At 69.6% G+C, this 24450-nt stretch carries 21 protein-coding genes; 7 read left to right on the forward strand and 14 right to left on the reverse strand.

The window, feature by feature from the left end:
* Positions 1-14: 14 nt before the first annotated feature.
* The 3 genes from H4W31_RS37825 (at position 15) to H4W31_RS37835 (ending at position 4578) form a co-directional block, all read left to right on the forward strand.
* Positions 15-1331 (forward strand): glycosyltransferase family 4 protein, encoded by a 1317-nt coding sequence (locus tag H4W31_RS37825; protein ID WP_192770986.1) that lies wholly within the window; start codon positions 15-17, stop codon positions 1329-1331.
* 165 nt (positions 1332-1496) lie between these two features.
* A complete protein-coding gene (locus H4W31_RS37830; RefSeq protein ID WP_192770987.1) occupies positions 1497-3446 on the forward strand; it encodes a protein kinase domain-containing protein in 1950 nt (649 codons plus the stop codon).
* Positions 3447-3768: 322 nt separating this feature from the next.
* A complete protein-coding gene (locus tag H4W31_RS37835) occupies positions 3769-4578 on the forward strand; it encodes a metal-dependent hydrolase (protein WP_192770988.1) in 810 nt (269 codons plus the stop codon).
* 24 nt (positions 4579-4602) lie between these two features.
* Here the strand turns inward: H4W31_RS37835 and H4W31_RS37840 are convergent, their stop codons facing one another.
* The 7 genes from H4W31_RS37840 to H4W31_RS37870 all read right to left on the reverse strand — a co-directional run bounded on the left by H4W31_RS37840 (position 4603) and on the right by H4W31_RS37870 (position 11619).
* Complete coding sequence (locus H4W31_RS37840) at positions 4603-5202, reverse strand: nucleotidyltransferase family protein (RefSeq protein WP_192770989.1); 600 nt, start codon at positions 5200-5202, stop codon at positions 4603-4605.
* Between the two features lie 149 nt (positions 5203-5351).
* Positions 5352-7112: a bifunctional 3'-5' exonuclease/DNA polymerase gene (locus tag H4W31_RS37845; protein ID WP_192772713.1), complete on the reverse strand. Its 1761-nt coding sequence runs from the start codon at positions 7110-7112 to the stop codon at positions 5352-5354.
* 51 nt (positions 7113-7163) lie between these two features.
* Positions 7164-7790 (reverse strand): GNAT family N-acetyltransferase, encoded by a 627-nt coding sequence (locus tag H4W31_RS37850; protein ID WP_192770990.1) that lies wholly within the window; start codon positions 7788-7790, stop codon positions 7164-7166.
* 42 nt (positions 7791-7832) lie between these two features.
* Positions 7833-8789, reverse strand: coding sequence for a hypothetical protein (locus tag H4W31_RS37855; RefSeq protein WP_192770991.1), 957 nt, complete (start codon positions 8787-8789; stop codon positions 7833-7835).
* On the reverse strand, positions 8786-9121 hold the full coding sequence (locus H4W31_RS37860; protein ID WP_192770992.1) for a PadR family transcriptional regulator: 336 nt from the start codon (positions 9119-9121) through the stop codon (positions 8786-8788). The genes H4W31_RS37855 and H4W31_RS37860 overlap by 4 nt, the downstream gene beginning before the upstream one ends.
* A gap of 112 nt (positions 9122-9233) precedes the next feature.
* Positions 9234-9581, reverse strand: coding sequence for a VOC family protein (locus H4W31_RS37865; RefSeq protein ID WP_192770993.1), 348 nt, complete (start codon positions 9579-9581; stop codon positions 9234-9236).
* A 772-nt stretch (positions 9582-10353) separates the two neighbouring features.
* The gene (locus H4W31_RS37870; protein ID WP_192770994.1) at positions 10354-11619 is read right to left on the reverse strand and encodes an SMI1/KNR4 family protein; all 1266 of its coding nucleotides are present in this window, start codon (positions 11617-11619) and stop codon (positions 10354-10356) included.
* 950 nt (positions 11620-12569) lie between these two features.
* Between H4W31_RS37870 and H4W31_RS37875 the strand changes: the two genes are divergently transcribed.
* A complete protein-coding gene (locus tag H4W31_RS37875) occupies positions 12570-13424 on the forward strand; it encodes a helix-turn-helix domain-containing protein (protein ID WP_192770995.1) in 855 nt (284 codons plus the stop codon).
* A complete protein-coding gene (locus H4W31_RS37880; RefSeq protein ID WP_192770996.1) occupies positions 13411-13578 on the forward strand; it encodes a DUF397 domain-containing protein in 168 nt (55 codons plus the stop codon). The genes H4W31_RS37875 and H4W31_RS37880 overlap by 14 nt, the downstream gene beginning before the upstream one ends.
* Positions 13579-13674: 96 nt before the next feature.
* On the opposite strand, the gene H4W31_RS37885 is transcribed toward H4W31_RS37880, so the two are convergent.
* The 4 genes from H4W31_RS37885 to H4W31_RS37900 all read right to left on the reverse strand — a co-directional run bounded on the left by H4W31_RS37885 (position 13675) and on the right by H4W31_RS37900 (position 18256).
* Positions 13675-14595 (reverse strand): carbohydrate ABC transporter permease, encoded by a 921-nt coding sequence (locus tag H4W31_RS37885; RefSeq protein WP_192770997.1) that lies wholly within the window; start codon positions 14593-14595, stop codon positions 13675-13677.
* 13 nt (positions 14596-14608) lie between these two features.
* A complete protein-coding gene (locus H4W31_RS37890) occupies positions 14609-15517 on the reverse strand; it encodes a carbohydrate ABC transporter permease (RefSeq protein ID WP_192770998.1) in 909 nt (302 codons plus the stop codon).
* Between the two features lie 16 nt (positions 15518-15533).
* Positions 15534-17039, reverse strand: coding sequence for an N-acetylglucosamine/diacetylchitobiose ABC transporter substrate-binding protein (gene ngcE / locus H4W31_RS37895; protein ID WP_192770999.1), 1506 nt, complete (start codon positions 17037-17039; stop codon positions 15534-15536).
* A gap of 254 nt (positions 17040-17293) precedes the next feature.
* Positions 17294-18256 carry a MurR/RpiR family transcriptional regulator gene (locus tag H4W31_RS37900; protein ID WP_192771000.1) on the reverse strand — a complete coding sequence of 321 codons (963 nt, stop codon included), beginning with the start codon at positions 18254-18256 and terminating at the stop codon, positions 17294-17296.
* Between the two features lie 201 nt (positions 18257-18457).
* On the opposite strand from H4W31_RS37900, the gene H4W31_RS37905 reads away from it, so the two are divergent.
* Positions 18458-19453 carry an N-acetylglucosamine kinase gene (locus H4W31_RS37905; RefSeq protein WP_192771001.1) on the forward strand — a complete coding sequence of 332 codons (996 nt, stop codon included), beginning with the start codon at positions 18458-18460 and terminating at the stop codon, positions 19451-19453.
* Between the two features lie 56 nt (positions 19454-19509).
* Here H4W31_RS37905 and H4W31_RS37910 read toward each other — a convergent pair whose 3' ends face one another.
* The 3 genes from H4W31_RS37910 to ngcE (H4W31_RS37920) all read right to left on the reverse strand — a co-directional run bounded on the left by H4W31_RS37910 (position 19510) and on the right by ngcE (H4W31_RS37920) (position 22842).
* On the reverse strand, positions 19510-20424 hold the full coding sequence (locus H4W31_RS37910) for a carbohydrate ABC transporter permease (protein WP_192771002.1): 915 nt from the start codon (positions 20422-20424) through the stop codon (positions 19510-19512).
* The gene (locus tag H4W31_RS37915) at positions 20421-21329 is read right to left on the reverse strand and encodes a carbohydrate ABC transporter permease (RefSeq protein ID WP_192771003.1); all 909 of its coding nucleotides are present in this window, start codon (positions 21327-21329) and stop codon (positions 20421-20423) included. Before H4W31_RS37915 ends, H4W31_RS37910 begins: the two co-directional genes overlap by 4 nt.
* A gap of 103 nt (positions 21330-21432) precedes the next feature.
* Positions 21433-22842, reverse strand: a complete 1410-nt coding sequence (ngcE, locus tag H4W31_RS37920; protein WP_192771004.1) for an N-acetylglucosamine/diacetylchitobiose ABC transporter substrate-binding protein — start codon at positions 22840-22842, stop codon at positions 21433-21435.
* Positions 22843-23086: 244 nt separating this feature from the next.
* Here ngcE (H4W31_RS37920) and H4W31_RS37925 point away from each other — a divergent pair, with 244 nt between their 5' ends.
* Entirely contained in the window at positions 23087-24442 is a 1356-nt protein-coding gene (locus tag H4W31_RS37925; protein WP_192771005.1) for an acyltransferase family protein, read from the forward strand.
* Positions 24443-24450 lie beyond the last annotated feature (8 nt).

Raw genomic sequence — 24450 nt, forward strand, 5'->3', positions numbered from 1 at the left:
AAGGGGGCTGGGCCATGTCACCGAACGCCGAGGTCATCAACTTCCCCGCGGCCCACCCGCAACGCGTACTGATCCTCTCCTGGGAGTACCCGCCGGTGCTGGTCGGCGGGCTGGGTCGGCACGTACACGCCCTGGCCACCGCACTGGCCGCCGCCGGGCACCAGGTGACGGTGGTGACCCGGCACGCCGAGGGCGTCCCGGTGGAGGCGTACGTCGACGGGGTGCACGTGCTGCGTGCCCCCGAGGACCCGGTCGGGTTCCCGCTGGCCACCCCGAGCCTGCTGGCCTGGACCATGGCCTTCAACCACACCCTCACCCGGACCGCCCTGCGGGCCACCCGCAACCAGCGGTACGACGTGATCCACGCCCACGACTGGCTGGTCGCGCACACCGCGATCAACCTCGCCGACCACCTGGACATCCCGCTGGTGACCACGATCCACGCCACCGAGGCGGGCCGGCACCAGGGCTGGCTGCCCGACGAGATGAACCGGACCATCCACTCGGTCGAGCACTGGCTCAGCCACGCCTCGCACCGGGTCATCACCTGCTCCAGCTACATGCGGGACCAGGTGGCGGCCCTGTTCGGGCTCGCCGCCGGGCAGCTCGACGTGGTCCCGAACGGGGTCGACGACCGGGCCTGGTCGGCGCAGCCCCGGGCGGTCGCCGCCGCCCGTAAGCGGTTCGCCGGGGCCGGGCCGCTGATCGGCTTCGCCGGCCGGCTCGTCTACGAGAAGGGCGTGCAGCACCTGGTCCGTGCCGTACCCCGGCTGCGGGAGCGGCATCCCGAGCTGCGGGTGGTGATTGCCGGGGACGGGCCGTACCGGTCGGAGTTGCAGGACCAGGCCCGGGGGCTCGGGCTGGACCGCAGCGTCAGGTTCGCCGGGTTCATGACCGAGCGCCAGTTGCCGGCGCTGCTCGCCGCCACCGACGCCACGGTGGTACCGAGCCTCTACGAGCCGTTCGGGATGGTCGCCCTGGAGGCGGCCGCCGCCGGGGCACCGCTCGCGGTCGCCGCCACCGGCGGGCTCGCCGAGATCGTCGAGGCCGGGGTCACCGGGGTGACGTTCCCGCACAGCGATCCGGACGCGCTGGCCGGCGCCGTCGACTCGCTGCTCGGCGACGAGGTCTTCGCGCGTCGGGTCGCCCGCCGGGCCCGCACCATGGTCTCCGAGCGGTACGGCTGGGCGAGCATCGCCGCCCGCACCGCGGCGGTGTACGCCAGCGCGGCCGGGCGTACCCGGTCCGGCGGGGCTACGGCGGGCGGCGTCTCGCCGCGGATCGTCGTACCCGAGGGGAACCTGCTGGCCCTCGGCGGCGCCGCCTGCTGACTCCCCGACCCCGCTCGCGCCGACCCCACCGGTCCCCTCGGCCGGCGGGGTCGGCGAAATTCTTTCCGATCAGCGCCCGGAGCAGTACCTACGCCGCGACGGATGATGCGAAAGACACTGTCCGCTCGCTATCGTGTACGGCGGGTAACAGAGGGGAAGCCGCCGGTGCAGCAGGTACGGATCGCGGATCGTTACCTGCTGCTGGATACCGTCGGCAGCGGCGGGATGGGGCGGGTCTGGCTGGCCCGGGACGAGATGCTGCACCGCTCCGTCGCGATAAAGCAGGTCGTCCCGCCGAACTGGATGACGCCGGAGGAACGCCAGGAACTTCGGGCCCGGACCCTGCGGGAGGCCCGGACCGCGGCCCGGCTGAACCACCCCAACGTGGTACGGATCTACGACGTCGTGCACGCCGACGAGTGCCCCTGGATCGTGATGGAGTACGTCCCGTCCCGCTCGGTGCAACAGGTGCTCGACGCGGACGGCCCCCTCACCCCGCTGCGGACCGCCGAGCTGGGCCTGGCCGTACTGGCCGCGCTGCGGGCCGCGCACCGGGGCGGGGTGTTGCACCGGGACGTCAAGCCGCACAACGTGCTGATCGCCGACGACGGGCGGGTGGTACTCACCGACTTCGGTCTGGCCACCGTGGACGGCGGTGACGGGGCGCTGACCCGGGACGGCGTCGTGCTCGGCTCGCCGCAGTACGTCTCCCCGGAACGGGCCGCGAGCGGCTCGTCCACGGTCGAGTCCGACCTCTGGTCGCTGGGCGCCACCCTGTACGCCGCAGTGGAGGGCCGGTCGCCGTACCGCCGGCCGACCACGATGGCCACCCTGACCGCGCTCGCGGTGGCGCCACCGGACCCGCCGAAACGGGCCGGTCCACTCCGGCCGGTACTGGCCGGGCTGCTCCGCCGGGATCCCCGGCAGCGGCTGACCGCCGACGAGGTCGAGCGGCTGCTGCGCCGGATCACCGAACCGCCGCCGCGGTCCGGGCGAGATCCGCTTGCCGTGGCCCGTAGCCTCGCCCGCCGCTCGCCGGTCAGCCCGGAGGCCGATCAGCCCGGTCCGGACGATCCGGCCGGCACGGAGCCGGACCGGCGGCAGCAGCCGAGGCAGCGCCGGCCGCCCAACCAACGCCCGCAGCCCGAGCAGCGGGCACAGCCGAACCAACGACTCCGGCCGAACCAGCCGCTCGCACCCCATCGCGACGACGAGCCGGACCAGCGGCGGGCTGCCGACCCGCCCGGAGCGGCCGAGCAGTACGGGGGGACCGATCAGCCCGGGTCAGTCGATCGGCGCGGTGCCGCGGCCCGGCACCCCGGCCCGTACCGGCCCGGTGACCGGGACGGGCCCGGTGGACCGGACCCGAATGGCCGGCCGGACGATCCCGGCCCACCAGTCGAGCTGTGGGAGCCGTCCTCCGGCGGGCGTCGGCGCGGCCGGCACCCCTGGTGGGTACTGGCGACGGCCGGGGTCCTCGCCGTGCTGACCGGGCTCGGCACCGGGCTGGTGCTCTGGAACCAGCGCGGCGAACCGGCCACACCCGACGCCTCCGGAACCCATCGGTCGACGACGCGGGTGCCGGCCGCGTTCCCGTGCGCTCCGCCGCCGGAGGAGAGCAGCACGGTGACCGCCGCGCCGCATCCGCCCGAGGAGCGCTTCGGACTCGTCAAGAACTGGACCTGGTACACCGATCCGTCCGGCTTCCGGATCGCCGTACCGATCGGTTGGCGCCGGTACGCCGACGGACCGGTCGTCTGCTTCCGGGAGCCGGTGGCCGGTACCGCCCGGACGCTGAGCATCGACCCGACCACTCCGGCGACCCGGAACGCGGAGGCGTACTGGCTCGCGGAGGAGCGGCGGCTGCTCGGGCGCGGCGCGTTGACCGGTTACGAACAGGTCGCCATCGGACCGCTGGACCTGGGAGCCGGCGGCGCGACCTGGGAGTGTCGCTGGACCAACGCCCTCGGTGACCGGGTGCAGACCGCCCGAATGCTGATCAACACGTCTTCCCGCCGGGCGTACACGGTGTCCTGGTTGACCCGGGAGTTCGACTGGGGAGTCAACCAGAGCTATCTGCGGATGTTGCAGACCAGTTTCCGACCGGCCACCTGACCCCAGCCCCACCGGGCCACACCGGCTCGTTCTCCGGCGTGACTGCGACGATCTCGCGGCGACACGCCGGGGCTCGCCGGGGCGGTACCGTTCCCGGCCCCGGCACCGACCGCTCGCCGGAGGCGTACGACCACCCACGACACCCGCGCTGAGCTGCGAGTCAACGCGATTCCCGATCACGTTCGGAGTGGCCGCGCCAGCCCGGTCGTCCTGCCCGGAACCACCCGGACAGCACTGTGGATCAAATGGTGATTGCCTGCCGATCCGCCGTTTGGCACAGTGGCGGAGCCATGTGGATGCTCCAGGGGAAGGACGTACGCAAATGATGGGGCCATCCCATGCATTGTCCGGTGCTGCGGTCTGGTTGGCCGGGTCCTGGGCGCTGGACCAGTTCGCCGGTTACGAGCAGTCGCCACTGGCGATCGCGGTCGGTACGGCGGTCTGCGCGGGCGGGGCGCTCTTCCCCGACCTCGACATGTCCGGCAAGGTCACCAAGAACCAGGGTGGTGCCACCGTCGCCCGCACCTTCGGTGTGGTGTCGCTGTTCTTCGCCGAGGTGATGGAGAAGATCTCCCTCGGCGTCTACCACGCCACGAAGCTCAGCAAGGATCCGCACCGCAACAACGGCCACCGCACCCTGACCCACACCCTGCCGTTCACCGCGCTGGTCGGCTGGGGAACCACCGCCCTCTGCACCGCGTACGGCAAGTGGGCGGTGATCGGCATCCTCTTCTTCATGATCGGGTTGGCGCTGCGCGGCCTGTTCGACGAGTGGGCGAAGCGGGCCGGCTGGGTGATCGTCACCATCGTCTCGCTGGCGGCGGCCTACTTCACCTTCCTGCACCTGCCGGACGACCGGGGCTATCCGATGCTGGGCCTGGCGGTCGGCGTCGGCTGTTTCGTGCACATCATGGGCGACTTCATCACCAGCGCCGGTGTGCCGATCCTCTGGCCGATCCCGATCAAGCGTCGAATGTGGTTGATGATCGGCATACCGAACAAGATCGCCGTCAAGGTCGGCGGCAAGGTGGAGACGGTCGTGCTGCGCGGCGTCTTCACCGTGGTCTCCGTGCTCGCCACGGCCGGCCTGCTGGCGCCGTCGGTGCTCCGCAGGTTCAACATCGAGATCTGACGGTACGCCGGGGTCGCGGTCGCCTCAGACCGCGACCCGCTGGGCCGGCACCGGCACGGTCAGTCCCCAGACGGCGAGCAGTTCGGGCGTGTTCGCCCGGCTGCCGTCCGCCACGGCGTCACAGGCGATGTCGACGATCTCGTCCTTGTGCGCCATCAGGTAGGGCCGGGCGCCGACGTCGGCGTTGGCGAGCGCGGCGATGCCCGCCCAGTGCCGCCGGCCGAACAGCATCGGATAGCCGCGCAACCCCTCGTAGGTGGCGCAGACCAGCGCCTCGGGATAGGGCAGTGCCGCCACCCGGCGGACCGCCGCGGTGGTCAGGCCCGGCATGTCCACCGGGACCACCACGACCGCCTCGATCCGGGGATCGGGCAGGGCGTTCAGGCCGAGTCGGATCGACGATCCGATTCCGGTGCCCCACGAGCGGTTGACCACCACCATCGTGCCGGAGAGGTCTGCGGTTGCCCGGACCTGGTCGGCCGCGGCGCCGAGCACCACGACCAACGGTCCGCACCCCGCCTCGCGCATGGTGTCGAGCACCTGGTTCACCAGGGGTCGCTCCCCCTGGTGCAGCAACGCCTCCGGGCCACCGATCCGGCGTCCCCCGCCCGCGGCGATGATCATTCCTGCGATCCGACTCAGCGCCGTCACCTTCCGCCTGTCGTACGACCCCCCGCCGCACGCACACCTGTCGTACGACCCCCGCCGCACGCACAACGGACCCAACGAGCGGATGTCAGCCAGGTATCGGCACTAAACGGACTAATTTGGAGTTATGCCGCATCGGCGTAACAGTCCACCGTCGACACGTCGAGCGGAAACCGGACCGGGCTGTCGCCGAACAACAACCGTCCCGCCTGGGTCGCCGCCTGGTGCACCAGGGCGGAGACCTGGTCGGCCAGCTCCGCCGGGCAGTGCACCAGGACCTCGTCGTGCTGGAAGAAGACCAACTCGGCACCACCGGCCCCGGCCGGCCCGGCCCGAAGACCAGCGAGTCCGTTCCGCAGCCCGGCGAGCAGGGTCAGCGCCCACTCCGCCGCCGTGGCCTGGATGACGAAGTTGCGGGTGAACCGGCCCCGGGCCCGCGCGGCGGCCCTGGCCCGGGGACCGAACGGATCACCGCCGGCCGACTCGACCACCGGCCCCTCGCCCTCCTCCGACTCCCGGACCGAGACCGAGGACGGTGGACAGGTACGCCCGAGCCAGGAACGCACCAGCCCGCCGCCCTCCCCGGTCCGCGCCGCGGCCTCGACGTACTCGAAGGCGGTCGGATAGCTGCGCCGGAGCACCGCCAACGCGGGGATCGCCTCACCTCCGGTCTGCCCGTACATCGCGCCGAGCAGGGCCAGCTTGGCCCGACCCCGGTCACCACCGAAGCTGTCCCGGGCCAACGCGGCGTAGAGATCCCCGGACCCGCCGGCAGCGGCCAGCCGGGCGTCGCCGGATACCGCCGCCAGCACCCGGGGCTCCAACTGACCGGCGTCGGCGACCACGAACCGCCACCCCGGATCGGCCCGAACGGCCCGCCGGACCACCTTCGGGATCTGCAACGCCCCGCCGCCCCGGGTCGCCCAGCGACCGGAGACCACCCCGGCCGGTACGTACTCCGGGCGGAAACGGCCGCCCCGGACCCATGCCTCCCGCCAGGTCCAGCCGTGCGCGGTCCAGATCCGGTACAGCTCCTTGTATTCGAGCAGCAGTGGCACCGCCGGATGATCCACTCCACGCAACACCCAGGCCCGGGTGTTGGGCAGGTCGAAGCCGGCCCGAGCGAAGGCGCGGAGCAGTTCGGCCGGCGACTCGGCGTGCAGCTGCCGTACGCCGAACGCCGCCGCGATCCGCGCGGACAGCTCGGCGAGCCGGCGGGGCGGCCCACCCATCGGCGACGGTTCACCGAGCAGCTCGACCAGGAGCGCGTCGTGTACGTCGGCCCGCCAGGGCAACCCGGTCGCGCCCATCTCGGCGGCGACCAGGGCACCGGCGGACTCGGCCGCGACCAGGAGCCGGAACCGGCCCGGATGCTCGGTCTCGGCGATCCGGGCCTGCTGGTCGGCGTACACCCGGACCAGCGCGTCGAGCCCGAGCGGCGGCGGCCCGTACGCCATCTCGAAAAGGGCGCCCTGGCCGTCCCCGGGGGGCGCGGCGGCCCGGGATGGTGGATCGGCCGGCACCGGCGCACCCGTCAGCCGGGCCCACGCCGCGGCCAGCCCACGCGGCTCGCCCCAGCGCCCAGCCTGGCCGAGCAGCAGCGCCTCGGTCAGTTCGACGTCGTGACACCGGTCCACCCGGACGCCCCGACGCAGCAGCCCCGGATAGGTCGCGGCGGTGGAGGCCCAGAGCCAGCGCGGCGGCTCGCCCGGCCTCCGGCCGGCGGTCTCCCGGGCGGCGACCGCCGCCCCGACGTCGGCGACCCGCTCGGCGGGGCCGGCGAGCCGGCCGTCCGGATGGAGCGACTGGAGCAGACCTCCGTCGCCGTCCTCGTCTCGGACCACCGCCACCAGCACGCCGTGGATTCTGCCCGCCCCGTCCGACATCCCCGCCGGCAGCGGCGGCACCGAGACGACGGTCACCGGGCTCGAAGGTCCTCAGCTTGCCCGGCTCTGCCCCGGCTCGGGCTCCGCCGGGCGGTCCCCGTCGGAGCGCAGCCGGGCATGCAGGTGTACGTCGTGCCATCCGTCCGCGTGCAGCATCGCCTGCCGCAGTACCCCCTCAGTCGGGTAGCCCACCTTGCCGGCCACCCGGCAGGAGGCCCGGTTCCGGGTCGAGTGCAGCAGGACCAGCCGGTGGATGCCGAGGATGTCGAAGGCCCAGCGGGTCAGCGCGGTGACCGCCCGTCCGGCGACGCCCGCGCCCCGGGCGGCGGGCAGCACCCAGTAGGAAAGCTCGGCGCTTCCCTCGACCAGGGTGACGTTGCGCAGCCCGACCTGCCCGACCGGCCGGTCTGCGGGCCCGTCGACGAGAGCCCAGCTCGCGTCCGTCTCCGCCGCCCAGCGGGCCGGCCACTGCGCCGTCCAGTCCCGCGCCTCGGCGTCGCTGTCCATCCGGCGGATATGCCACCGCTGGATCTCGGGACAGTCGAACGCGGCCCGTACGGTCGCAGCGTCGTCCACGCGCCACGGCCGCAGGCTCAGCCCGCCCTCGGCGGCGAGTCGGGGCTGACGGAGGGAGTGCAGCGAGCCGGCGGGAAGCACCGGCGGGACGAGCAACGGCATCCGTTCATGATGGCCGAGCACCTACGCAGGGCGACCACATCGTCATAGGGTGACCTGCCGGCGGGCGGCCATTCTGCTGACCATGACGTTGATTGCAAAAATTCCGACCACGGCTCCGAGAAACACGTTTCGCGGGCTCAAATTCCACCCGTGGAGCGCCCAATTGGTTCGCTCATTGACCAGCATAGGCACGATCAGCGCCAGCAGGACCACGCTGGCCACGATCGATATCCGCACATCAAACGCCGCGCCCACGAGGGCCGCCACCAGCCCGGCGCCCACGATGACCGTTAGGGTAAAACGCTCGGCCCAGCCATTGAGCGGATTGGGCGTAATAACCGCTATAACCATTGTCGCACCGAGAAGCCAGGTCCATGGTCGCGTGGCCCGTGGTTGGCGCGCTCGAAGTAGTGGCACCATCGTCAACGCGGCTAACATGCATGTCCAGGTAGATATTTGCATGATCAGGTAGAGACCCGTCCGCAGCCCCGACACTGCTTCGTACCCTGCCGATGGCCCTACCATGTACCACAGCTCATAGGCCGCGGAGTACCAGATCTCCGCACCGAAGGCGCCAATGGTTATGGCGAGTGCGATGCGGTAGCGAGCCCACGCTGCGGCGATCAACGCGAGAAGCAGCAATGCGGGCGTGACCGGGCTTCCCCCGTAGAGGAAGGTGGCGGATTTACCCGGCAACAGCAGCCATAAGCGCCAGATGAGGGGCAGTGCCGTAAGGGCAACGCCGCACACGAGCAGGGACAGCGCCGTCGATCGCAGCGCGGAGTATCGCAAGGTGTCCCGGGAGCGAAGCCGGTCTACACCGGTGCGGGCCCGCAGGCCTCCCACCACGAGCGCCAGGGACTCCCGAAGACTCGGGCGCCTCTGGTCCGTCTCGTCCACGGCCAGCAGTGTTTCCAGCATCTCGTCGGCGCGGTACTGCCGATAGGCCCGAGGGTACGCGCGCAGTAGCCACCGGTAGCGGCGCTCCAGGCCGGTCACGCCGGCACCGTCCGCCCCGTCGCGGCCGTCGACCGCACGGAACGGTCTCGAACGACCCGAGCCGCAGCGGCCATCCGCGCCGCCTCCTCACGCAGTGCGGACAACCCGCGCTCGGTCAGCTCGTAGGTGCGACGGGCGCGGCCGTTAACCACCGCCTCCTCGGCCACTCGCACCATCTCCTCGCCGGTAAGCCGGTCCAACGCGGCGTACAGCGTGCCGGTCGTCAACCGCACCCGCCCGCCAGACAGGTCCTGCGCGCGCTTGACGATGGCGTAGCCGTGCAACGGCTCGTCCTGCAGCGCGGCGAGGATGAAGTATGTGGGTTCACGCATCGACGCGGAGACCGTAGTCATGTCATCTACATAAGCAGATGGTCGACGTATCGGTCAAGCTCGACTCTCCACTCGGCACACGGGATGTCACTGCCCGTCGAGGTCGCCATCCTCAGCGGTGGCCGACGACGTTGACCACCTTGCCGTCCGGGTCACGGACGAAGAAGCGCCGGACGCCCCACTCCTCGTCGGTAATCGGGTGCACGATCTCCGCGCCCGTCGCGCGTACCGCCTCGTAGGCGGCGTCGACGTCATCGACCTCCACGCTGAGGTCCGGGTTTACCGGCGCCGCCGCGTCTTTGGTGATGAGGATGATCTGGGCGGTGGGGTTGGACGGCGAAACCAGGTTGACCACCCACCCCAGGTTCATCTCCTCCCGGAAGCCCAGGAGCTGGTAGAAGCCGCTGCTCGCGACCGGGTCGGCGGTGGTGATATCGGGCACGGCACGGCGGATCGTCATGCCGGATTCTGACATGCGAAGTACTCGCTCGTACGACTAGTGGGCCCCGCTCACCAGGCGCCCGGACGGAGGCTGCGGACCGCTGACACCATGACGTGTCGCATCCGGATCTGCCGAATTGAGTGCGCTGGATAGCCGCGCCATGCTCGATGAATGAACGGCGACTGACGGACTAGGAAGGGGTGACGCGACGCTACAAATTGGCCTTACTCGCAGAATCCTTGTGAAATATATCGACACCTTCAACGAGCACTTGAACCGAATGTCTGTCGCTTACCAGGGCTGCTTCATCTGCCATGGCACGCCAGCGTTTTCTCAGGGCCGGCGTGTCCGAGTCTCTTACAGCAAGATAGATGGCGCGCGCCGTACTTGCTGGCTGTTCATGTAGATGGGCGTCTGAGTCTGCAGACCATGCCAAAATTTGCCACTCGTCAACCTCTTCATCTCCACGATCACCCGCATGCGTCGGTCACCGCTAAAAGTAAAGTCGACCGGTCCCCTTCCAGTTTCGACCTCTCGGTCTACCTGTATTCCCGCCATCTCGCAATAGCTATCAATGACGGCGAGGAAAAGAAGTTGCATCGAGGGCTCAGGAATGGCGTTCTCGTAGGTTGCGTCTTGCCAAAAGACCCGCCACCCACCCTTCTCCTCCGCCCATGCCGAAAGTATCCTGGCGCCCCTCACTGACGACGCCCTGATCTGCCGCAAGGTGATCCGGGAAAGGGACCCGGTAGCCGAACCCCCCGACCCTGCCGTTGAGCACGACCCGGACTCATGACCGGACGCTGAGAGTGGTGCGAGTGATTAGCGGACGGTTCCACCGGGCCAGCAACTCGTTCGACAGATCCGCGACCGCGAGCAGGTCCTGAATCCTCGCCCGGACTCCGGCGGCGGACAGACCCCTCGGAACGGCGTCGGCGTCCAGCAGCACCCGCCAATCGTCCAGGTCGAGTTCCAGGTATTCCAGCCCGGTCAGCAACGCGACCTCGCGCGGGTCGGCGAGACTGCCAGGGACGGCTACGAGGGTGCGCAGCCGAGGCAGTCCCGCGAAGGGCGCGAGGCGGAACGGCCCGGCCTTCGACGATCCGACGCCGAGCACCTCCAGGTCGGGGTGAACGGACAGGTTCCCGTCCGTGGCGTCGGCGATCACCGGGGTCTGGTCACCGGTGGGGTCGGGGTAGTCGTACTCCCGCTCGCGCACCATCAAGTCGGTGAGCGATTCCGCGATCGGCACGGCGCCGACGCTCTCCTCGTGGTTGATCAGGATCACCTGTCCCCGGTAGCCGCGCGGGCCCGGGGTGAGGTCGATAGCGTATAGGTCGCCTCCACAGGTGCTGGCGAACGCGATCCAGCCGGGTGAGCCGACCACGCCCTGCACCAGGGCGTCCGGTCCTGTGATCACAGCTTCCATGGCCGCGAACTCCCACGGGCAGGGCCGGGACGCGGCGTCGGCGACGAAGATGCTGTCCGGCCCCACCAGCTCGAAACCGAGCGCCTCGAGCAGGCCGTCGCGGGGATCCTCCCGGCCGGCCCGGACCACGCGGTAGAGCACCTTGAGTTCCTCGGGCAGGGCGACGCCGAGTCGCGCCTCGACCGCGGCGATCTCCGCCCCGGTGGCACCCCGGACCGTCGGCAGCCGCTCGCGGAGGTGCCGCTCCAGCAGCGCCAGATCGGTCGACGGGGACACCGCCGCCCCGGGTGTCGGCGACGGCAGGCGACGCCAAGGCTCCGGAACCGCGCCCTCGACCAGCAGGAGCGACCCCGCGTTGACGCCGAGGCCGTCCACGGCAGGACCGGTTTCGATCAGGTACAGCGCAGACCCGTCCAGCACGAAGGAGATATCCTCCCGGCCGTCCTCGGCCAGGGCGCCGAGCACGGGCTCGACAGCCGCGTGCATGGTGCGCCAGTCGTGGTGGGGACCGGGAACGCTCCACCCGGCCGGGCTGACGTGGCCGTGCACCGGGCCGACGGCGCCGCCGCCGGCCCGCATCAGCCGGACCAGCATTTCCCACGTGGCGACGTCGTAGATCGAGGGCATCGATCGATTATCAGGCATGCAGCGCCTGCTTCAGTTGGGACGAGCCGGAGACTACGGCGAGGAACCATGATCACCGGGTGAATAGAACACATGCTCGACGTACTGATCTGCCGCGAACCGCGAGCATCCACCCGTCCTACCGTGAGACGCCGCAAAGCGGCAACGGCCGGTGACGATGGTAGCCGTCAAGGCGCCGACATTGCTTTCGTCGACCTGTGACTTTGTAGGTCAGACTGCAACTGGCTGTGTACATGGACCCGCGCGTCGAACACCTGACAACGAGACCAGCGAGCAGCCCAGCAACCGGACTAGCAGCGTTCGACGCCTGGTCGCGGCCCAAGGGCCGCGGCAGTGCGGGTCGGCTGCCGAGTGGCGGCAGGGCGCAGCAGCACGATCCCTGCGACCCGCAGGAAGATCTCTCGCTTGTCGGTTGCCATCCCCCTCCGGTCGAGTACGTAGCCTGTCAGCCAGCACCAGCCGTGATAGGTCGGCCTGTCAGCCAGCACCAGCCGTGATAGGTCGGCTTGTCACACACGGACACCACCCGCAGCACGAGCCGGCGGTCTCCACGGAACTGGACGCTCGCGGCTGCACAGACGCCGATCACCTCCCCCGCGACTGGTACCCGGTTCACCGGGACCAGGGATCGTTACGCCGCTTGAGCTGCTTACACGTCTCGCCGCAGCGACAGACCACGCCGGCGTGGAGGTGCGACCACACCGGCCCATGTCGCGTCCGCAACCAGAGCCATGCCTCACGCAGGTACCACCGGATCAGGAACATGCCTGACCTCCCATCGACCGGGAGCACGGTGGCCGGGCCTTCGGGTCGGTCATCCGACCACCGCACCCGGCATCCATCATGGATGCATCGTACGATGCTCCGCAATCCCCTGGAATCATGATGATGAAAGGTTAGGAGAGAGAGCGACCATGAGGGACGATCGCAGGATGGCCCGCTTCACTCCCGCAACGCCCCGGAGCCGCCGCCTCGGTCGCGAACTCAGGCGACTTCGCGACGCCGCAAGGCTTACGTTGGAGGAGGCCGGGAAGCGGATCGGCAGTTCTGGATCACGAATCCAGCGCATCGAGTCGGGTGACATCAAGGTCAGGCCCGGCGACGTCATGGAACTGCTCGTCGCCTACGGCGTAGCGATCGACGGCGAGCCTGGCGAGTCGCTCCTCGTAATGGCCCGCGAGCTGCGTGAGGCCGGATGGTGGCAGCGGTTGGACGCTCTACCGTCCCGTTACGCAACCATGATCGCCTACGAGGAAGAGGCTGCCCAGATCCACAACTTCGAGCCGGTGCTGATCCCTGGACTGCTCCAGACCGAGGCGTACGCCCGCGCCGTGATCAGCGTTGGCCAGGAGATGAACGCTCAGGCGATCGACCAACGCGTACAAGCGCGGATGACCCGGCAAGCCATCCTCACCAGGAAGGATCACTACCCGAAGCTGGATGTCGTTGTGGCGGAGGCCGCGCTGATGGTTGAGGTCGGCGGTACGGAGGTCATGCGTGAGCAGCTCGACCACCTGGCCGAGGTCAGCCGTCAAACGAACATCACGATCCGGATGCTTCGGTTCGCCGCCGGGGCACACATGGCCAACCACGGCGGCTTCCTGATCCTGGAGTCTCTCAACGATCCACCGCTCGGCTACATCGACACCCTGGCCGGCGCCTTGTTCCTGGAGTCCCCCAACGAGACCAACCGGTTGACCGTCGTGTACAACCACCTCAAGGAGCTGGCGATGTCTCCGGCAGAGTCAGTCAAGTTCATCAAGGAGCGATCCCGTGCAATGGCGTAAGTCCTCGAAGTCGAACAGCGACGGCAACTGCGTCGAGGTTGCCACACCGCCCCAGGTCGTCATGGTGCGCGACAGCAAGGACCAGGCCGGTCCGGCGCTGACGTTCAGCCCGACCGCATGGCGGGCATTCGTCCGGCACGTCCCGGCCTGCTGAGCGGATCAGCGCGGCCGGCCGTGCACAGCCCGTCCTCCAGCGAGCGGGCCCCGATCTCCTCGTGAGAGATCGGGGCCCGGTCCGGTAGGTCGAGCCCTACTTGAGCGCGCCTGCGGTGAGGCCGCCCTGGATCTGCCGCTGGAAGATCGCGTAGACGAGGATCATCGGCAGGATGGCCATGGTCAGCGCCGCGAACAGGCCGGACCAGTCCGCCTCGTATCCGGCGTTGGTCGAGATGTCGGCGATGCCCTGGGTGAGCACCCACTTGTCCTCGGCGTTGGAGAGCAGTACCAGCGGAAGCTGGTACTGCGACCACTGCCCGATGATGTTGAAGATCCCGACGCTGATCAGGCCGGGCTTGGCCATCGGCAGCATCACCTGGAAGAACAGTCGGGTGTGCGAGCAGCCGTCGATCATGCCGGCCTCGGCCACCGACGTCGGCAGGGTCTTGAAGAAGGCCGCCAGGAAGAAGACCGTGAACGGCAGCGAGTAGGCGATGTACACCAGGACCAGCCCGGTGTGCGTGTTGAGCAGCCCGAGGTTGTCCACCACGAAGAAGAGCGGCACCAGCGCCAGGAACACCGGGAACGCCAACCCGGAGACGAACAGGTAGTAGACGAACCGGTTGCCGACGAACTTGTAGCGGGCCAGTACGTAGGCGGCCATCGAGCCCAGCAGCATGGTGCCGGCGACCCCGCAGGTCACCACGATCACGCTGTTGATGAAGAACTTGCCGACCCGGGCCTGGGTCCAGGCGCGGCTCCAGTTCTCCCAGCGCAGTTCGGCGGGGAGCGTCCAGGGGCTGCTGAAGATCTCCGTGGTGTTCTTGAACGAGGCCAGGAAGGTCCACAGGATCGGCACGATGACGATCACCGCCCACACCACCAGGGCGACGTGGCCGAGGCTGGAGAAGAGCCGTACCTCGGACTTGACCTGCCGGTCCCGGCCGTTGCGGCCTCCGGCGGTCGGCTTCCCTGTTCCCGAGCCGGTCGCCGGGCGGTCGGTCTTGGTCGTCATCTTCGGTCCCATCTCAGTACTCGACGCTCTCCCGCTTGGACACCCGCAGCGTCAGCGCCGCGAACGTGAGGGTCAGGAAGAACAGCGCCACACCCATGGCCGAGGCGTACCCGAACCGGCTGTAGGTGAAGGCGTTGCGGTAGATCTCCACCGCCAGCACGGTGGTGGCCCCGTCCGGGCCACCGCTGTCGACGGAGAGCACCGCGACGATGGCGAAGCAGTCGAACGCCGCGATGCCCAGGTAGACCCAGGCCACCTGGAGGGTGTCCCAGAGCAGTGGCAGGGTCACCCGGAAGAAGAGCGTGACCCGGCTGGCGCCGTCCATCTCGGCGGCCTCGTAGATCTCGGTCGGGATCGACGCCATCCCGGCCGAGAAGAGCACCACGTAGAAGCCGACCGCCTGCCAGACCAGCACCCCGATGATCGACCACAGGGCGAGGTTCGGTCTGATCAGGAAGAAGACCGGATCGAGGCCGAGCTTCATCAGCACGCCGTTGATCAGGCCCGACTCGTTCGGCCGGTAGACCATCTGGAACAGCACCGCGATGATCGCCACCGCGAGCACCTGGGGGAAGAAGAACACCACCCGGTAGAACCCGGAACCCCGGACCCCGACCCGTTGCCCGCTCCGGCTGCCACCGCCGACGTTCAGCATGAACGCGAAGTACAACGCGATGGCGATGGTGATCAGCGGCAGGGCAAGCAGCAGTATCCCGTGGTGCTGGACCGCCTTCCAGAAGGCCTCGTCCTCGAACAGCCTCTGGAAGTTGTCGAAACCGACCCACTCCGGCGCGCCGACGCCCCGCCAGTTCGTCATCGCGAGCTGGAACGCCTGGACGTACGGCGCGATCACGAAGACCGAATACAGCAGTACCGGCAACGCCAGGAAGCCGATCACGAACGGGTACTTGCCCTGCCGCATGATCACTCCGCTCCGGTCAGCGCTTGAACTTGGCGACGCTGCTGTCGCCCTTGATGGTGTCCGCGCGCTTCTGAATCCGCTCGGCCCACTGCTCGGCCGAGGCGCGACCGAACATCAGCTCGTTGGTCGCGGTCCGGGCCTCAGTGTCCAGCTCCTTGTACCAGTTGTCGAACATCATGTTGAACACGTTCGCACCGGCGGTCTTCAGCGCTGCCTGCGAGCTGGCCACGCCCGGCGGGAACTGGTAGCCCTCGCTGCCGGCCGGCACCACGGTGGCCGCCCCGACGGTCTCGGTGAAGCCCCGGGTACCCGCCTTGGAGAGCATCTGCCGCATGTACTCCATGCCGCCACGCGGGTTCTTGCTCTTGGCCGAGACGAAGTACCCCTCACCACCGGCGGCCCGGATCGCACCGGCCGGCAGCTTGTCCGACGCGGTCAGGCTGGGCACCGCCATGAGCTGGTACTCGAAGCCGGCCGGCGTGTCCTTCTTCTGCTCGTTCTCCAGCCAGTCGCCGCTGGGGTAGAAGGCGAGCTTGCCCTGGTTCTGCCGCAGCTGCACGTCGGTGTGCTTGAGCCCCTCGAAGCTCTTGTCACCGTACTTGGCGCCGATCTCGGCCCACGCCTTGGCGGACTGGATGACCGAGTCGGCCTTCCAGGCATCCGCCTCCAGGTTGTCGATGTTCTTCAGTACGTCCGGCCCGCCGACCTTGGCGGCCTGGGTGAGGATGACGTTCCACATGTAGTAGGCCGCGTTCGCCCCGGCGTACCCGAACGGGGTGATGCCCTTGCCCTTGATCTGCTCGCAGAGCGCGGTGAACTGCTCCCAGGTGGTGGGGGCGGTCCAGCTGTTGTCCTTGAACAGCTTGCCCGAGTACCAGATGCCGTACACGGTCGAGACGTAGTACAGGACGTAGGGCTTGCGCGAACCGTCCGGGGTGCTGAACATGCCCTGCTCGACGACGCCGGGGATGAGGGTGTCCCGGACCTTCTTGCTCGGGTCGTCGACCGACGGCGCGTCCCAGAGCTCGGTCAGGTCCTGCATCTGGCCGTCGGCGACCAGCGCGCCGAAGTCGAGGAACTTCTCCCCCGAGTTGTTGACGAACTCCGGCGGGTCACCGGCCGCGAAGCGCGGCTGGAGCACCGTGGAGACCGCCTGGGTCGCCTGGTGCTTGATCTGGGCCTTCGGGAAGGCCGTCTGGTACAGCTTCTCGTGGACGTCGGTGGCGTACTTCTCGCCGTAGCCGCCGTTGAAGATGATGATCTCCAGCGCGGCGTCTTCCTTGACCCCGAGCGGGTTGGTGGCGCTCTTGGTGCCGGTGTCCTGCTCGGTGGTGCCCTCGTCGTCGCCACCACTGGTGGCGCAGGCGCCGAGGAACCCGGCGGCCGGGATGGCCAGCAGTCCGACGGCGGCGGCCCGGCGCAGCACCGTACGCCGGCTGGCGCTCAGCGCGGCCGGCAGGCCCGCTCCGGTGGTGGCCGACGGGTCAACGCGGTCCGACGTGTGGTCGGGGCTTGCGGACATCTTCATCTCCTCAGTTGAGAATCGGGTCGGGTCAGCCGGACGGATCCGGCCGACCTGGACCTGCCAGCGGTGCGGTAGCTCGTCCCCGCCGGGGACGATCGGGCCAGAGGCGGATAGGGACGCCTCCGACCCGACGTTGGACTCCTCGGACGCGCCGGCCGCTGCCGGCTCGCACGTCGGGGTCGGGCACCGGTCGGTCGGGCGAGGCCCGCCGGCACCGGTGGCACGTCGGTTGTCGAAGTCCGGTGGAAGGCTCACTGCCGCGCCTCCTTCGCCGCCTTGTGCCCGCCGACGGCCTGGGCCGTCCGCTGGAACGCGGCGTGGGCCCGGTCGTAGGTCCGCTGGGCGACGGCGATGTAGAGCAGGTCGAGCACGACGAGCTGCGGGTGCCGGGCGGAGAGTCCGTCCGGCCGGAAGGTGGTCGCCTGGCTGGCGGTGAGCAGGACGATGTCGGCCAGCTCGGCCAGCGGCGAGCGGGCGAAGCCGGTCAGCGCCACCGTGACGGCGCCGTGGCTGCCCGCCTCGGCGAGGGTCTCGATCGTCTCGCGGGTCTGGCCGGTGTGCGAGATGCCCAGGGCCACGTCGCCGGCGCGGAGCAGCGCCGCGCCGGCCAACCCCTCGTGTACGTCGTTCCAGGCCCACGCCGCGACGCCGATCCGGTGCAGGCTGAACTGCATCTCCTCGCCGACCAGGGCACTGCCGCTGGCACCGAAGATGTTGACCCGGGTGGCTCCGGCGATCGCCTCGGCGGCCCGTTCCACCTCGCCCAGGTCCAGCAGCGTGGCGGTGTCGTGCATGGCCTGGGTGTCGGCCGCGATGATCTGGCCGAGCACCCGCTCCAGCGGGTCGGTCGGCTGGATCTCCCGTCCGATGTCGACGCTCCAGCCGGCGGTGTGCGCCCGGCCGGTCTCGGCGGCGATGCCGAGCCGGAGGTCGGCGTACCCCTCGAATCCCATCGCCCGGCAGAACCGGGTAACGGTGGCCGGGGAGGTGCCGCTGCGCTCGGCCAGCTCGACGATGGTGGCCCGGGCGGCGGCGGCCGGATCGCTGAGTACCTGCTCGGCGACGCGCTGCAACGCGCCGGTGAACTCGGTCAGCCGGGCCCGGACCCGGACCAGCACGCTGTCCGCCGGCGAGAGCCCGGCGGCGGCCCGGCGGTCGGGCTCGGCATCGACCACCGCGGTCCCCGCGATGGTGTCCGCCTTCTGCTCGACCATGGGCACGCCTTTCAAAAAAGGAAGTTAACTGTTAGTGGTAAAAGTTCTTACTAAAGCCCCCTCCTTGTCAAGACGATGGGTGAAGTTTTCAAACTGTTACCTGGCTTGACCCTGATGTCGATCGATCGACCCTTGCCCGGGACAGCCGTACCGAGCAGCATGGACCCGTCCCGTGGGCGTACTGGAAGGGCTGGGCGACGAATGTCCGACGGCATGGTGGTGGGGCTCGACGTCGGTGGCACCTCGACCCGGGCCACGGTGGTCTCGGTCGCCGGGGAGCGGCTGGGCGCCGGCCTGGGTGGTGGCGGCAACCCGACCAGTCACGGCGCCGAACGGGCCGCCGAACAGCTCCGGGTGGCCCTGGCCGCCGCCCTCGCGGGACTCGATCCGAGTCTGGTCCGGGCCGGCACCATCGGGATGGCCGGAGTCGCCCGGCTGCTCGCCGACCCGGTGAGCCGGGAGGCCTTCGACCGGATGTGGCAGGACGTCGGGCTCCGCTGCCCGTACGAGATCGTCGGCGACGCCCTCGTCGCGTACGCCTCGGGGACCGCCGCGCCGGACGGCACGATCCTGATCGCCGGCACCGGGGCGATCGCGGCCGAGGTACGCGGGCTCACCCTGGACCGGGTGGCCGACGGCCACGGCTGGCTGCTCGGCGACGCCGGCGGCGGATTCTGGCTCGGCCGGGAGGCGGTCCGGCACGCCCTCACCGACCTGGACCGGCACCGTCCACTCGGCCCGCTCGGCACCCTCGTCCTCACCGAGCTGCTCGGCTCTGCGCAGGTCGCCGCCCGCCCACGGGACACCGTGGACGTCCTCGTCCAGACGGTGACCCGACGACCCGCCGTCGAGCTGGCCGGGCTCGCCCCGCTGGTGATCCAGGCCGACCGGGACGGCGACCCGGCCGCCGCCACGATCCTCGCCCAGGCCGCCCGGCTGCTCGCCGCCAACGTGCAGCGGATCCGGCCGGCCGACGCCACCGCGCCGATCGTGCTCGGTGGCGGCCTGCTCACCGGAGCCACCCCGCTCGCCGACGCGGTACGTCCGGCGCTGGCCGCACGGTGGCCGGGGGCCCCGCTGTCCGGTGCCGGTGACGGCGCCGTCGCCGCCGCCTGGCTGGCCGCCCGGACCCTGCCCGAGGTGACCGATCCGGCCGACCTGCACCGCCGGCTGATCGGCCCGACCCCGGGCCGGTGAGGCCTGCCCGCCGGTGACGGCGGCTGGCGCGCTCCGGCCCGGGACCGTCGGCGACGCTATTTCAGCTGGCCGGCGGTCAGGCCGGACTGGATCTGGCGCTGGAACACGATGTACACCGCGAGCACCGGGAGCATCGCCAGGGTGAGCCCGGCGAACAACCCACTGAAGTCGCCCTGGTAGCCCTGGCTGACCGCCAGCGCCGACAGGCCCTGGGCAAGCACCCATTTCGACTCGTCCCCCTGCATCAGCACCTGGGGCAGGATGAACTGGTTCCACTGGCTGAGGAAGTTGAAGATCGCCACGCTGATCAGACCCGGTCGCGCCATCGGCAGCATCACCCGGAAGAAGAGCCGGAAGTGTCCACAACCGTCGATCAGTGCCGCCTCGGCGACCGACGACGGCAGCGTCCGGAAGAACGCGGTCAGGAAGAAGACCGTGAACGGCAGCGAGTACGCGGCGTAGACCAGGCTCAGTCCGGTCCAGGTGTTGAACAGCCCGGCGTTGCGGACCACGAAGAAGAGCGGCACCAGGGCGAGGAAGACCGGGAACATCATGCCGCCGACGAACAGGTAGTAGAAGACCTGCCGGAACCGGAACTCGTACCGGGCGAAGACGTACGCCGCCGTGGCGCCGAACAGCATGGTCAGGGTCAGCGACCCGGTCACCACGATCCCGCTGTTCAGGAAGTACTGGCCGATCCGGGCCTCGGTCCAGGCCCGGGCCCAGTTCTCGAAGCGCAGCGCGGCGGGCAGTCCCCACGGGTCGGAGAGGATCTCCCCGTCGCTCTTGAACGAACTGATCACGACCCAGACCAGCGGCAGCGTGGTCAGCAGCCCCCAGAGCAGCAGGAACCCGTGCGAGAAGACGTTCACCACGCCCAGTTCCCGGCGGGGTGCCCGGTCGCCGGTCCGGGCCGGGCCGTCGCTGTCGGCGGCGGGCGTGGCCGGCGCGGAGGTGTCGACGGTCGTCATGAGTACTCGATTCGGTCACGCCGGGCGGCCCGCAGCGCCATCACCGCCACCGACAGGGTCAGGAAGAACATCACCACGCCGATCGCCGAGGCATAGCCGAACTTGGTCTCGCTGCCGAACGCCGTGTTGTACATCCGCAGACCGATCACGTCCGAGGAGTGGTTGGGCCCGCCGTCGGTCATCTGCTGGATCAGGATGAACCCGTCCAGCGCGGCGATGGCCAGGTAGATCCAGGCGACCTGGACGGTGTCCCAGAGCAGCGGGATGGTGACCTTGACCAGGGTGGTGAACCGGGACGCCCCGTCCAGCATCACCGCCTCGTAGATGTCGCGCGGGATGGCCTGCATGGCCGCGCCGAAGAGCACCACGTAGAAGCCGACGTTGCTCCAGACCATCACCGCCACCACCGCCCAGAACGCGGTCCGGGGATCGCCGAGCCAGGTCGGCGCGCCCAGCCCGAGGCCGCGCAGCGTGGCGTTGAGCAGCCCGTTGTTGGGGTGGTAGACCTCCTTCCAGAGCAGCGCGATGATCACTACCGAGAGCACCTGCGGGAAGAAGTAGACCAGCCGGTACACCGAGGATCCGCGTACCCCGACCACGCCGGCGACGCCGCGCCGGCCACCCATGTTGAGCATGGTGGCGAAGAACAGGCCGAGCCCGATGGTGACGATCGGCAGCATCACCAGCAGGACCAGGTTGTTGCGGACCGCGTTCCACAGGGCTCCGTCGCGCAGCAGCGTCCCGAAGTTCTCCAGGCCCACGTAGTTGGCGCTCGGCGAGTAGCCCAGCCAGTCGGTGGTGGAGATCTGGAACGCCTGCAGGTACGGCGAGAGCACGAAGATGCCGTACAACAGCAGCGGCGGCACCAGGAAGGTGATGATCAGCGGGTACTTGCCATGTCTCACGAGAACAACATCCTGCCCACTCCACGCGGGAAGACCTGTCCCCGCGACAACCGCGTCGTGGGGGTCGACCGTGCCTGGCCGACCCCCACCCGACGGAACCCGACTATGAGCGCTTGTACTTCTTGATGCTGCTGTCCCCGGCGATCTGGTCGGCGCCCTTCTGGCACTGCTCCAGGAACTCCGCCGGGGTGGTCCGGCCGCTGAAGAACTCGCCGCAGGCCGCGTCGACCAGCTCGCGTTCCAGCTTCCGGTAGAAGTTGTTGTACACCCAGTTGAACCCGTTGTTGCCGGACGCGTCCAGTGCCTTGACCACGGTGCTCAGCCCGAACGGCAGCTCGATCCCCTGGGTGGAGCCGGCGACCGCGCTCAGGCTGGAGACCTTCCGGGTGAAGTCCTGGGCGCCCTTCATCGAGAGCATGGTGCGGAAGTACTCCAGCCCGCCGGCCTGGTTCTTGGCCTTGGACGGCACCATGAACGGCTCGCTGGCCGTACCGCGGATCGCCTCGAACGGCAGCTTGTCGCCGGTGCCGAGGCTGGGGGTCGGTGCGACGGACATGTTGAAGCCGGCCGGGGTGACCTTCTTCTGCTCGCTCTCCAACCAGGAGCCGCAGGAGATGAAGGCGGCCTTGCCCCGGCACCACTCGGTCTGCGACTGCACGTGGTCGAGCCCGGGGGTGCCGGGCAGGATGTAGCCGTCCTTGACGATCTGGTACCAGGCGTCGGCCGCGGCCTTCATCGCGTCCGACTTCCAGGCGTTGGGCTCCAGGTTGTCGATCGCCTTCGCCACGTCCACGCCACCGAACTTGACGGCCGTGGAGATCACCGGCCAGCTCATGTAGCGCGGGTGCTTGCCGGCGTACGTCCAGGGCGCCATCCCGGACGCCTTGATCTTCTTGCACAGGGCGATGTGGTCGTCCCAGGTCTTCGGGTACTCCCAGCCCTTGTCGGTGAAGAGCTTGGTGGAGTACCAGATGCCGTACGCGGTGTACGCGTAGTTCAGCACCAGGAACTTGCCGTCGTACGAGCCGACGTCGACCACGCCGGGCAGCAGGGTGTCCCGGACGGTCTTGCCCGGGACGTCGAGGCTGGGCGCGTCGAGCAGTTCGCTGAGGTCCGCGATGGCGTTCTGCGAGACGAGTCCGTTGAAGTCGATCTGGCCGGCGCCGGAGTTGTTCACCACGTCCGGCGGGGTGCCGTCGACGAAGCGGGGCTGCAGGGTCTTGTTGATTTCCTGCGTCGCCGAGTGCTTGATCGTGGCCTTTGGATATTTCTCGGTGTACATCGCCTCGTGGGCCTTGGCATAATCCTCACCGAAGCCACCATTGAAGATGACCACCTCAAGCGGCGCGTCCTCCTTGACGCCGAGCGGGTTCTGCTCGCTCTTCGTGCCTTCGGCGCTCTCGCCGGTGCTGTTGTCGTCGCCGCCGAGAGCGCAACCGGTCAAAAGGCCGGTGGCGGGGACCGCCAGCAGGCTGGCCGCCGCAGTACGACGCAGGATGTCACGCCTGTTCATAGCTTCTCCTCGGATCCGGTCCAGGTAGACGCCGCGGCCGCACTCGTCGACCGGTAGTGCTTCTATCACCCAGGTGGTGCCGGCTGTTGCTTGTCTTCACTTAACTCAAAGTTACTGAAGGATTCTTACGGAAGTGCGTGCCGGCAGCAAGCCCCGGGGGCCGAACCGTTACGCACCGGCAATCCACCCGGCCCGGTTGCCGCATAGTGCGTCGGCGTTCCGGCGAAGTCGATAGCCTGGCCACATGCGCCGCCTGCGGGAGATCGCCGGCCGTACGCCCGCCCAGCGGGAGCGCTACGTCGACCTGCTCCGCGCGGTGGCGATCATCATGGTGGTGCTCGGGCACTGGCTGATCGCCGTCATCGACCACGACGACCAGGGCGGGCTGCGCGGCCACTCCGCACTGGAGGAACTCGTCTCGGCCCGGCCCGGCACCTGGCTGTTCCAGGTCATGCCGCTATTCTTCCTGGTCGGCGGCTACGCCAACGCCGCCTCGTTGGAGGGACACCGTCGGCGCGGCGGCTACGCCGGTGGCTGGCTCCGGGACCGGAGCGGGCGACTGCTCCGACCCACCACCGTGCTGCTGGTGGTGCTGGCGGTCGCGGCGCTGACCGCCCGGCTGCTCGGCGGCGGGCCGACGCAGATCCGCAACGTGGTCTGGTACGCCACCGTTCCGCTCTGGTTCCTCTCCGCGTACCTCTGCGTGGTGCTGCTGACCCCGGTCATGTACGCGCTGCACCGGCGCTTCGGGCTCGCCGTACCGGCCGTGCTGCTGGTGCTGATCGTTCTCGGGGACGTCGGCCGACTGCTCGGCCCGGAGCGGCTGTCGTACGGCAACTACCTGTTCGGCTGGCTCGCCATGCACCAGGTGGGCTTCGCCTGGCGGACCGGGGACCTGCCGATGCGCCCCCGGGTGGGCGTACCGCTGCTGCTGGTCGGGCTGACCGCGCTGCCGCTGCTCACGTTCCTCGGCCCGTACCCGACCAGCATGATCAACCAGCCGGGTGAGCGGATCCAGAACATGTCCCCGCCGAGCCTGGCGCTGCTCGCCCTGGCCACCGCGCAGCTCGGACTGATCATGCTGTTCCGCGGCTCGGCCGAGCGGTGGCTGCGCCGGACCCGCCCCTGGACGGTGGTCGTCGGAATGAACGCGGTGGTGCTGACCATCTTCCTCTGGCACCTCACCGCCGTGATCCTGCTGGCCGGCGCCCTGGACGCGCTCGGCGTACTGCCCACCCCGCAGGTGGGCAGTACGGCGTGGTGGCTCTGGCGCATTCCCTGGCTGGTCCTGCTGGCGGTGGTGCTGGCGGTCCTGGTCGCCGCCTTCGGCCGGATCGAACTGCGCGGTTCCCGACGCCCCGCCGTACGCCCACGCTGGCTGCCGGCCCCGCTCTGCCGCACCCTGGACCGCCCGCTTCCCCGGCTCCTGCTGCTGGTGGTCGGGTTCGCGGCGACCGTGGTCGGGTTGTTCAGCAACAACGTCGCCCCGAAGAGCGGCGAGTACCTGTTCGGGCTGCCCACCGTGGCGCTGGTCGGCTACCTGTTCGGGGCGGCCCTGCTCCGGCTGCTCCGTTCGGTCCCCACCGGTCCCCCGGGCTGACCACGCCA

Origin of the sequence: Plantactinospora soyae (assembly GCF_014874095.1) — a bacterium.
In the GTDB taxonomy this organism is placed as follows: domain Bacteria; phylum Actinomycetota; class Actinomycetes; order Mycobacteriales; family Micromonosporaceae; genus Plantactinospora; species Plantactinospora soyae.

What these genes read in the sequence shown, in the direction of transcription:
- H4W31_RS37845 (WP_192772713.1), bottom strand. Translation starts at nt 7,112, where the DNA reads ATGTCGGACGGGGCGGGCAGAATCCACGGCGTGCTGGTGGCGGTGGTC.
- H4W31_RS37910 (WP_192771002.1), bottom strand. Translation starts at nt 20,424, where the DNA reads ATGACGACCGTCGACACCTCCGCGCCGGCCACGCCCGCCGCCGACAGC.
- H4W31_RS37870 (WP_192770994.1), bottom strand. Translation starts at nt 11,619, where the DNA reads ATGCCCTCGATCTACGACGTCGCCACGTGGGAAATGCTGGTCCGGCTG.
- ngcE (WP_192771004.1), bottom strand. Translation starts at nt 22,842, where the DNA reads ATGAACAGGCGTGACATCCTGCGTCGTACTGCGGCGGCCAGCCTGCTG.
- H4W31_RS37840 (WP_192770989.1), bottom strand. Translation starts at nt 5,202, where the DNA reads ATGATCATCGCCGCGGGCGGGGGACGCCGGATCGGTGGCCCGGAGGCG.
- ngcE (WP_192770999.1), bottom strand. Translation starts at nt 17,039, where the DNA reads ATGTCCGCAAGCCCCGACCACACGTCGGACCGCGTTGACCCGTCGGCC.
- H4W31_RS37875 (WP_192770995.1), top strand. Translation starts at nt 12,570, where the DNA reads ATGGCCCGCTTCACTCCCGCAACGCCCCGGAGCCGCCGCCTCGGTCGC.
- H4W31_RS37890 (WP_192770998.1), bottom strand. Translation starts at nt 15,517, where the DNA reads ATGCGGCAGGGCAAGTACCCGTTCGTGATCGGCTTCCTGGCGTTGCCG.
- H4W31_RS37885 (WP_192770997.1), bottom strand. Translation starts at nt 14,595, where the DNA reads ATGACGACCAAGACCGACCGCCCGGCGACCGGCTCGGGAACAGGGAAG.
- H4W31_RS37925 (WP_192771005.1), top strand. Translation starts at nt 23,087, where the DNA reads ATGCGCCGCCTGCGGGAGATCGCCGGCCGTACGCCCGCCCAGCGGGAG.
- H4W31_RS37825 (WP_192770986.1), top strand. Translation starts at nt 15, where the DNA reads ATGTCACCGAACGCCGAGGTCATCAACTTCCCCGCGGCCCACCCGCAA.
- H4W31_RS37835 (WP_192770988.1), top strand. Translation starts at nt 3,769, where the DNA reads ATGATGGGGCCATCCCATGCATTGTCCGGTGCTGCGGTCTGGTTGGCC.
- H4W31_RS37905 (WP_192771001.1), top strand. Translation starts at nt 18,458, where the DNA reads ATGTCCGACGGCATGGTGGTGGGGCTCGACGTCGGTGGCACCTCGACC.
- H4W31_RS37900 (WP_192771000.1), bottom strand. Translation starts at nt 18,256, where the DNA reads ATGGTCGAGCAGAAGGCGGACACCATCGCGGGGACCGCGGTGGTCGAT.
- H4W31_RS37865 (WP_192770993.1), bottom strand. Translation starts at nt 9,581, where the DNA reads ATGACGATCCGCCGTGCCGTGCCCGATATCACCACCGCCGACCCGGTC.
- H4W31_RS37850 (WP_192770990.1), bottom strand. Translation starts at nt 7,790, where the DNA reads ATGCCGTTGCTCGTCCCGCCGGTGCTTCCCGCCGGCTCGCTGCACTCC.
- H4W31_RS37860 (WP_192770992.1), bottom strand. Translation starts at nt 9,121, where the DNA reads ATGCGTGAACCCACATACTTCATCCTCGCCGCGCTGCAGGACGAGCCG.